General features: G+C 64.2%; 7 protein-coding genes. 3 read left to right on the top strand and 4 right to left on the bottom strand.

What is annotated here, in order from left to right; all coding sequences use genetic code 11:
* Positions 1–76 precede the first annotated feature (76 nt).
* Both ACOZK4_RS08705 and ACOZK4_RS08700 read left to right on the top strand, forming a co-directional pair.
* Positions 77–1,513, top strand: coding sequence for an MFS transporter (locus ACOZK4_RS08705; RefSeq protein WP_421591542.1), 1,437 nt, complete (start codon positions 77–79; stop codon positions 1,511–1,513).
* 152 nt (positions 1,514–1,665) lie between these two features.
* Entirely contained in the window at positions 1,666–2,598 is a 933-nt protein-coding gene (locus ACOZK4_RS08700) for a GGDEF domain-containing protein (protein WP_421591541.1), read from the top strand.
* Between the two features lie 3 nt (positions 2,599–2,601).
* On the opposite strand, the gene ACOZK4_RS08695 is transcribed toward ACOZK4_RS08700, so the two are convergent.
* Positions 2,602–3,603: an NAD(P)H-quinone oxidoreductase gene (locus ACOZK4_RS08695; RefSeq protein WP_313529075.1), complete on the bottom strand. Its 1,002-nt coding sequence runs from the start codon at positions 3,601–3,603 to the stop codon at positions 2,602–2,604.
* 321 nt (positions 3,604–3,924) lie between these two features.
* Between ACOZK4_RS08695 and ACOZK4_RS08690 the strand changes: the two genes are divergently transcribed.
* Positions 3,925–4,182, top strand: a complete 258-nt coding sequence (locus tag ACOZK4_RS08690; RefSeq protein WP_313529072.1) for a DUF1344 domain-containing protein — start codon at positions 3,925–3,927, stop codon at positions 4,180–4,182.
* A 59-nt stretch (positions 4,183–4,241) separates the two neighbouring features.
* Here the strand turns inward: ACOZK4_RS08690 and ACOZK4_RS08685 are convergent, their stop codons facing one another.
* The 3 genes from ACOZK4_RS08685 to crcB all read right to left on the bottom strand — a co-directional run bounded on the left by ACOZK4_RS08685 (position 4,242) and on the right by crcB (position 7,014).
* On the bottom strand, positions 4,242–6,068 hold the full coding sequence (locus tag ACOZK4_RS08685; protein ID WP_421591540.1) for an EAL domain-containing protein: 1,827 nt from the start codon (positions 6,066–6,068) through the stop codon (positions 4,242–4,244).
* 122 nt (positions 6,069–6,190) lie between these two features.
* Positions 6,191–6,628: an EamA family transporter gene (locus tag ACOZK4_RS08680; protein ID WP_421591539.1), complete on the bottom strand. Its 438-nt coding sequence runs from the start codon at positions 6,626–6,628 to the stop codon at positions 6,191–6,193.
* A complete protein-coding gene (gene crcB, locus ACOZK4_RS08675) occupies positions 6,625–7,014 on the bottom strand; it encodes a fluoride efflux transporter CrcB (RefSeq protein WP_313529067.1) in 390 nt (129 codons plus the stop codon). Before crcB ends, ACOZK4_RS08680 begins: the two co-directional genes overlap by 4 nt.
* Between the last annotated feature and the right edge of the window lie 15 nt (positions 7,015–7,029).

Genomic DNA, 7,029 nt, shown 5'->3' with positions numbered 1-7,029 from the left:
AAAAGTCACGGCTTGAACTCCCGGTAGGGCCGTGCGACGTCTCAGTCCGCAATGTTGCATGCCAAGGTCCGTTCCCATGTCCGATAGTGTTGTCACCCCGAAGGAAGTCGCGCCGCGGCTGTCCAGCCTGTTTCATCGCGGCACCCTGTTCGGCACGCTGATGCTCGGCGGCGGGATCATGCTGCATGCGGTGGAGACCTATATCACCGCCACGCTGATGCCCTCGATCGTGCGCGATATCGGCGGTCTCGAACTCTTCGCCTGGGCAACCACGATCTATGTCGCGGCCTCCGTTCTGGGCTCGACCTTCGTGGCCGTCAGGCCGGAAAGCGTGACGCTCAACCGCTGCTACGTCTTCGGCGCGGTGCTGTTCGGCATCGGCAGCCTGGTCTGCGCCATCGCACCCACGATGGAGATCGTGCTGGCCGGCCGGGCGGTCCAGGGACTTGGCGCCGGCTTCCTCGTGGCGCTCGGCTATGCCTTCATCCGCCATGTCTATCCCGAGGCGCTGTGGAGCACGGCGTCCACGCTCTATGCCGCCGTCTGGGGCATCGCGACCTTCCTCGGCCCGACCATCGGCGGCATCTTCGCCGCCGGCAGCGCCTGGCGCGAGGCCTTTGCGCTGCTCGTTCCGCTCTCCGCCATCATGGCCTTCGTCGCGCCCCGGCTTTTGCCCTCCGGCGAAGGCGAGCGCGTGACGACGAAGACGCCCTTCGTGCAGATCGTGCTTCTGGTGACGGCCGTCGTGCTGCTCTCCTTCGCAAGCTCGGTGGATGCGCCGGCGCTGCGCGGCGTTCTGTCGGCTGCCGCCGTCATCGGCGTCATCGCCGCCATCACCATCGAGCGCCATGCCGAGGCGCGGCTCCTGCCGGCCGGCACGATCCGCCTCGGCTCGCCGCTCGCCCGCGTCTATCTCATCATGCTGCTGTTGCTGGTGACGATCTGCTCGGATGTCTACATCCCCTATTTCCTGCAGGTGCTGCATGGCGTCACGCCGCTGGTCTCGGGTTATCTCGTGGCGCTTCTGGCGCTCGGCTGGACGACGGCGGCCTTCATGACCGCAAGCCTGAAGGGAAGGCTGGCCAACCGCGTCATCCTCGTCGGCGGCGCGATCGAAACGGTCGCGACCGCGCTGCTCGTCTTCACGCTTGCCCGGCACAATCCCGACAGCGGCCTTCTGCTGCTCGTGCTCTCGACTGTATTCACCTACCTGATGGGGTTCGGCATCGGCATGGGCTGGGCGCATCTCGTGACCCATGTGATGTGGCTTGCCCCCGCAGGCGAAACGGACAAGGCGTCGGCGGCCATCACCACCATGCAGGCGCTCGGTGCGGCCTTCGGGGCGGCACTCGCCGGCATCATCGTCAACTCCACCGGCCTGTTGCAGCCGGGTGGCGTCGAGGGTGCGGTGACGGCGGCGCGCTGGCTCTATGCGCTGCTCGCGCTGCCGGCGGCCCTCGCCATCCTACTTGCCATCGGCCTTCCGCACAAAGCGACCGGGCACGGCGATTGAGGATTTGTTAACGCCATCAGGCGGTCGCGATTGCGACACTGCCGCCTTCTGCCACAAAGGGCACCTATCGTCGGTCTGGCCGATGATTCTGCCCCGGAAAGGACGAGCGGTTGCGGCTGAGCGATGGACATGGCTGGCTGGAGGAAAGCGGCATGGCGAGGATCGATACGATCCTGCCCCTCGCCCTTCTCCGTGACCGCGCCACGACAGACCTCATCCTCTCCGGCCTCGATGCATCCGGCGTTGCCTTCGCGCTGTTTTCGCCCGACGATGAGCTTGCCTACGGCTCGGGAGCCTTCCGCCTGCTCTTCGACGTGCAGCCAGATGCCAGCACCTTTGCCGACATCATGCGCAACTGTCACGGCAAGCGCGTCGGCCCGAAGATCAGCACGCCGGTCGAGAACTTTCTCGACATGGCCAGCAAGAAGCGGCGCAGCAGCCCGCAGCGCACCTTCGAGATCGACATCAGCGATGACAGGTGGTTCCTCGCCAATGAAACGCTGCTGCCGGGCGGCTGGCTGTGGCACGTCTTCACCGACATCACCATGCTCAAATCCAACGAGCGTGTATTGCAGCTTGCCCACGACGCCGCCCGGCTCGCCGCCGATACGGATCCGCTGACCAACCTCTTCAACCGCCGTGCCGCCATGGAGCGGCTGGAGGCGGACATGCAGGCGGCGGCGCGCGACGGCACGCCGCTCTCGCTTGTTCTGATCGACCTCGACAACTTCAAGAGCATCAACGACCGCTACGGCCATGCCAATGGCGACCGGGTGCTGAAACACTTCGCTGCCGCCGGCCGCCAGGAACTGCGCGGCGGCGACTTTTTCGCGCGCATCGGCGGGGAAGAATTTCTGGTGCTGATGGCGGGCACCGGCCTGCGCCAGGCGACAGACGCCATCGAGCGGCTGCGCAGCCACATGGCGCGGGCGGAAAACCGCGTCGATATCTGCTGCGCCTACACCATGTCGGCCGGCATTGCGGAATTCTGCGGCACGGCGGCGGAGGACCTCTTCGAGCGTGCCGACCGGGCGCTCTACCGCGCCAAACATCTCGGCCGGGACCGCATCACCTGTGCCGAATAGGTCTTAATCGAAGGTCAGCACGATCTTTCCGATGTGATCGCCATGCTCCATCATACGATGGCCGGCGGCGGCCTCCTTGTAAGGCAGGACGGCGTGAATGACCGGGGCGATGCGCCCCTCCTCCAGGAGCGGCCACACCTTCTCCAGCAGGGCATCGCGGATTTCCTGCTTTTCCGCCGCGGTGCGCGGACGCATGGCCGAGCCCATCAGGCGCAGGCGCTTTTGCAGGATGGGCGCGAGGCTGACCTTTTCGGCGAAGGTGCCGCCGAGGAAGGCGATGATCGACAGACGCCCGTCACGGGCGAGCGACTTCAGGTTCCGCTCGAAATAGGCGGCACCGATCATGTCGAGGATGACATCGACGCCAGCCTTGCCTGTCTCTTCGGCGATGACGGTGCAGAAATCCTCGCTGCGGTAGTTGATCGCGCGGCTGGCGCCGAGATCAAGGCAGGCCTCGCATTTGTCCGCCGTACCGGCCGTCGTGAAGACGCGTGAACCCAGCGCTGCGGCAAGCTGGATCGCCGTCGTGCCGATGCCGCTCGATCCGCCATGAATGAGCACGCTTTCACCGGGCTTCAGCTCGGCCATCATGAAGAGGTTCGCCCAGACGGTGAAGAAGGTCTCCGGCAGCGCCGCCGCCTTCACCGCATCATAGTCTTTCGGGAACGGCAGCGCCTGGGTGGCCGGCACGACGCAATATTGCGCATAGCCGCCGCCATTGGCCAGCGCGCAGACCTTGTCGCCGATATGGTAGCCGGTGACGTCCTCGCCGATCGCCACCACCTCGCCTGCAATCTCCAGGCCGAGGATGGGGCTGGCATCCGGCGGCGGCGGATAATCGCCCTTGCGCTGGAGCACATCAGGCCGGTTGATGCCGGCCGCCTCGACGCGCACGAGAAGCTCGCCGGTGCGCGGCTGCGGCGTGCGGCCCTCCATCACCGACAGCACGTCCGGGCCGCCGTGTTCGCTGAGCCCGATATAGGACATGGATGATGGAACCGGCATGGATAAAGCCTCCCCGCGTGTTGCGACCGCATCGTCTTTGGTGATTCTAGCCCAAAGTGCGAATCTTTTGAATCGCTTGGGCGCTTTTGCTGCGACATCACGTGGCGCTTGAACATCGTCAACATTCGGCCGCGAAGCGCTGAAATTCCGGCTGTTTCGCGGCAACGAAAATTAAATCTTGTTAATTTGAAAACGGATTTTTCCGGGCCTAGCTTTCCTTCCGAAGCCGGGGAGCGCCGGCAGCCCTTCCCTTAAGGCTGCGACGCGACGCCTCCCGGACGGCTTCTCAGCCCCCGCCCGGGGCTTTTCAGGACGACACATATGCGTGTTCTTCTTTCCAATCTCGCCATCGTTTCCATTCTTGCCACCCCAGGTCTTGCCCTCGCCGCCAAGTCGGCGACCGGTACGGTCAAGGACTACAACAAGGCGTCGATGTCTCTGACGCTTGCCGATGGCACCGTCTACCACCTTCCCAAGGGGTTTCACGATCCCGGACTGAAGGCTGGCGAGAAGGTGGCCATCTCCTTCGACATGTCCGGCAAGAACCACGAAGCGAAGACGGTGAAGATTCTCCGCTGACGTGGCACGGGGCGGGTCCGCGAGGGCCCGCCCCCAAGAGTTTCCGGTACCCGGAAACTCTATGATTGACGAGGTGCAGCCGCCGCACGCTGCATTTCGCCCGAGACCGAGGAGAGCACGAGCCCCCCGTCGCTCTCCTTGGCATCCGCCTTCAGGGCGGCGATGCGGCTGCTGATCTGCCCCGCCTCGCCGATCACCTCGCCTTCCGGCACCACCAGCACGGCGGCCGAACAGCGCATCAGCGGAAATTTCGTCTGATGCCCGGCCCGGTCGCGGCCGCGGATTTCCCCGGCCAGCCGATCCTCCGGCGAATAGAGCGCGCGCACCTCGCGGGCGAAATCGGAAAGCAGCCGTTCCAGGATATCCTGCACCGCCTCCACCGGCCGACCGGCAACGCCGGCAAAAAAGTCATCCCCGCCGACATGGCCGACGAAGACATCCTCGCCGACGAATTCGCGCCGCAGCAGCGAGGCGAAAAGCGACAGCGCAAGATCGCCCTTGTGGAAGCCGTAGTGATCGTTGAACGGCTTGAAATTGTCGAAATCGAAGTAGCACAGGCAGCGCAGCTGGTCGCCGTCGAGCGCCTTGTCCTGCAGGTAATCGCGGATCGAGCGGTTGCCCGGCAGGCCGGTCAGCGGGTTCTGGTCCTCCGCCGTCTTCAGCCGCTTCTCGTTGATGATCTTCAAGAGCGACGAGGCCGAGAGGATGCCGGCATAGCGCAGGTTCTCGGTGAGGATCACGCATTCATTGCCGCCCATGCCGGTGAAGACTTCGAGCAGCTGCTCGGCCGGCGTATCGAGATCGGCAATCGGCGCCATGGTGACGAAATGCGACAGGCTCTTCTGGTAGAGCTTGTTCTTCAGGAGGTCGCGGCCGAACGGGTGATAGCTCAGCTCCTTCACATGATATTCGTGCAGGATGCCGCGCGGCTCGTCATTGGCGTTCAGCACCGGGAAGAAGGTGCGCTTGGGATCGCGGCGGAAGAATTCGAAGACCGATTCCAGGCTCTCGTTTTCCCGGAGCACCGCGACCTGCTCGATCTCGCGGCGGATGAGGATGCTATCCAGCGTGCGCGACGAGCGGCGCGTGCCGCCGGCTCGCGCCACCTGCGCATAGACGGGGCTCAGCGCCGAAAAATCCGTGACGGGGCGCGAGACGAACCAGCCCTGCACGAGATCGCAACCCGCTTCGCGGCAGGCGATGAACTCCGCCTCGCTCTCCACGCCCTCGGCGATGACGCGGATGCCGAGCACATGAGCGGCATTGACCGTGTTGCGCACGAGATGACGCTTTCGCGCATCCGCCTCCATGCCGGAAATGAAGTGGCGGTCGATCTTGAGATAATCGACCGGGTGATCGCAGAGCAGTTTCAAGCCATTGTGCCCGACGCCGAAATCGTCGATGGCAAGCTTGAAACCGGCGAGCCGCAGTTTTCGGACCAGCATGGCGAAATCCGGCAGCTGATCGTTGTTGAAGCGCTCGGAAATCTCGAAGCAGATCGACGACGCCGGAATGCCGGCGCGGCTGAGATGGCCGGCAAGGCGCTCGACGAGGTCGGAACCCTCGGCCACCAGCCGGGAATCGAGATTGACGAACAGCGTGCGCGAGCGGAAATCCGGCAGCGCAGCGAAGGCCGCGATCGCCCGGCTGTTGACCATATGCTCGAGCGCCAGAAGCTGGCCGGCCTCATGCGCCCGGTCGAGAAGATCGAGCGGCGAGCGAAAGCCGAGCCGGTCGAAACCGCGCATCAGCGACTCGTAGCCGAAGACGGCACCGGTGGCGGCCTCGACGATCGGCTGGAAGGCCGTTTCGATGACCAGCTTGGCGAGCGTGACGATCTCACCATCGCCGAAGCGACGAAGGGCGAGCAGTTCGGCGGCGGACATGGGACGCTCCGAGGCTTTTACAATGCCGCGAAGTCTCTCCTCCGATCCCTGAAAAATCCGTTTCTTTAGTGTGACAATTCTATGAAACTGCAACGACTACAAAGGGTTGAAAAAGAAATTCCTCATATGGGCAAGGCAAGCAGCAGTGCGCCACCGCCAATCATCGCAACCGCGATCCAGTGCGTGGTCGAAAGCTGCTCGCCGAGGAAAAGGACAGCGAAAACGGCAACGAGCACGACGGAGAGCTTGTCGACCGGTGCGACCTGCGCGGCCTTGCCGATCTGTAGCGCGCGGAAATAGCAGAGCCAGGAGGCGCCGGTCGCCAGACCCGAGAGAATGAGGAAGATCCAGCTCTTCACCGGCACCGTGCCGGGCGCCTGCCAGTTGCCGGCGAGCGTCAGCATGACGGCGATGGCCAGCAGGATGACCACGGTGCGCACGAAGGTGGCGAAGTCGGAATTGACGTCTGATATGCCGATCTTGGCGAAAATCGCCGTGAGGGCGGCGAAGACTGCCGAGCCGAGCGCCCAGACCTGCCAGGAGGTCAGAAAGGCCTTCACACTGCACCTCCCGCGAGCATGACCCGCGTCAGCGCAAGTCCGGCGGCGACCGCCAGCAGCGAAACAAAAACCGACGCGCCGACATAAAGTGCTGCCAGCCCCATCTCGCCGCGCTCCCAGAGCAGGGCCGCATCGAGCGAAAAGGCGGAGAAGGTGGTGAAGCCGCCGAGGATGCCGGTGGTCAGAAACAGCCGCGCCTCCTGCGGCAGGCTGACCTTGAAGGCGAAGACGCCGGCGATCAGGCCCATCAGCAAGCAGCCCAACACGTTGATGATCAAGGTGCCCATGGGAAAATGCGTACCGAACAGCTTTGCCGCCAGCACATTCACCCCATGCCGGCCGGCCCCGCCCATGCCTGCACCCAAAAAGACGATCAGATAGTTCATGTCGATTGTCCCCAC

The sequence above is a fragment of the Shinella sp. M27 genome, from assembly GCF_049199905.1.
Lineage (GTDB): Bacteria > Pseudomonadota > Alphaproteobacteria > Rhizobiales > Rhizobiaceae > Shinella.
The sequence above is the reverse complement of the archived record's forward strand: the minus strand, read 5'-3'. Positions and strand labels throughout refer to the sequence as shown.